Source organism: Mesorhizobium sp. M7A.F.Ca.CA.002.09.1.1 (assembly GCF_003998555.1).
GTDB lineage: Bacteria > Pseudomonadota > Alphaproteobacteria > Rhizobiales > Rhizobiaceae > Mesorhizobium > Mesorhizobium ciceri.
Window position 1 is genome coordinate 1 of the sequence record NZ_RZRR01001060.1, and the last position, 1,687, is coordinate 1,687.

Here is a 1,687-nt window from a genome sequence, read left to right on the forward strand (position 1 = left end):
GTGCCGGCATTGCTGGCTTCCCATTGCATGGCCGGAAGCGAGATGATCTTGACGTCCGGAAATGCCTTCATCTTCTCCTCAAAACCCTTCTGGATGTCGAGCGTGTAGGGATCGCCGGGGTCGCCGAGCACCTGCAGAACCTTGCCCTTCACCGAGCCGTTCTTGGCTTTCAGCAGCTTCTCGGCCTGATCCGCGGCGACGTAGCCGATCTCGACCGTTCCGGCGACAGAGGTGAAGTCGGACGGGGTCGAGGTGATCTGGCGGTCGAACTCGACCACCGGGATGCCGGCGGCGCGCGCGGCTTCGATGGACGGTTTCAGCGCATTGAAGTCGACTGCAGCCAGGATGATGGCCGCCGGCTTCAGCGCGATGACATCGTTCATCTGCGATTGCTGGGCGTCGGTCTTGTTGTCGGCGTTCAGCGTCTTCATCTCGTAGCCGGTCTGCTTCAGGAACAGTTCCAGCGCGCTCACCGAGCCGGTCTGGAACTCGTCCAGCAGGGTCGGCACCATATAGTAGACGATACCCTTGGACTGGGCGAATGCCGGCGTGAGCGTGGCAAAGGCCAGTGCAAGGATACCGAAGACAGCAAGAAGTATTCGCTTCATGTCGTTCGCTCCTCTTAAGCCGGACCCCTCTTTTGTCCCTCAGCCTGTCGGTCCGGCACCGGCAAGCGTCTCACCGGTGATCATGTTGATCACCGCGTCGGGACTTGTTTTATTGCGTGCGACATCGCCGGCCACGACGCCCTGGCGGATCACCACGATCCGGTCGGCGACCTGAAAAGCCTGCTGCATGATATGGGTGATGATGACGACGCCGATGCCCTGGTTGGCCACCTGGCGGATCATGTCGAGACCGCGCCGCGTCTGTTCGACACCGAGGGCGGCGAATGGTTCGTCGAGCAGCACCAGCTTGCCGCCCCAGTGCACGAAGCGGTTGAGTTCGATGGCTTGCCGCTGGCCGCCCGAAAGATGCTCGACATTGGCGCGCAGCGAGGGAATGCGGGTGCCGGCATTGGCCAGCGCCTTTCCGACGACGGCTTCCATGGCGCGCTCGTCAAGCACGGGAATGCCGAGAAACTTGCGGGTGATCTCGCGGCCCATGAAGAAATTGGCGACCACGTCGACGTTGGTGCACAGCGAGAGATCCTGGTAGACGGTCTCGATGCCGGCCGCCTTGGCCTCGGCCGGTGATTTGGCGAGGAATTCCTTGCCCTCGAACAGCATGCGGCCCGATGTCGGCTCCAGTCCGCCTGATATGATCTTCACCAGTGTCGATTTGCCGGCGCCGTTGTCGCCCAGCAGCGCCACGACCTCGCCCTTGTCGATCGAGAAGCTGATCCCCTTGAGCGCTTCGATCGCGCCATAGTTCTTGGTGACGTTGTCGAGCACCAGCAGGGGTTCACTCATGCCGCAATCTCCCTGCCTTTGAGAAGGTCGCGCTCGCGTTCGCGTTCGGCCGCGAACATCTGCCCGAAGCGAGGTGACAGAACCCCGGAAACCGCCAGGGCGGCGGCGCCGCGCAGCACGGAATGCTGTCCGCCGCGCGCGACCACGACCCTGGGCGTCGTGCGGTCCTTGCGGGCCGAGACGGAGTTGTGCAGGCCTGCGGCCGAACCAGCCAGCATTTCGAGCAGGTCGGTGGATGCCAGCCCGCCGAGGATGACCGTCTCCGGGTCGAACAG

General features: G+C 63.1%; 2 protein-coding genes and 1 pseudogene. All 3 read right to left on the bottom strand.

Features of this window, described 5'->3' with window-relative positions:
• A partial coding sequence (locus EN994_RS30190; protein ID WP_164746364.1) for a sugar ABC transporter substrate-binding protein occupies positions 1–608 on the bottom strand: 608 nt, incomplete at its 3' end.
• A 39-nt stretch (positions 609–647) separates the two neighbouring features.
• On the bottom strand, positions 648–1,412 hold the full coding sequence (locus EN994_RS30195) for an ATP-binding cassette domain-containing protein (protein WP_063167797.1): 765 nt from the start codon (positions 1,410–1,412) through the stop codon (positions 648–650).
• Positions 1,409–1,687, bottom strand: a pseudogene (locus tag EN994_RS30200) (ROK family protein); the annotation flags it as partial. The gene EN994_RS30195 and the pseudogene EN994_RS30200, both read right to left, overlap by 4 nt.

Coding starts and splice junctions, on each gene's coding strand:
- EN994_RS30195 (WP_063167797.1), bottom strand. CDS start 1,412: ATGAGTGAACCCCTGCTGGTGCTCGACAACGTCACCAAGAACTATGGC.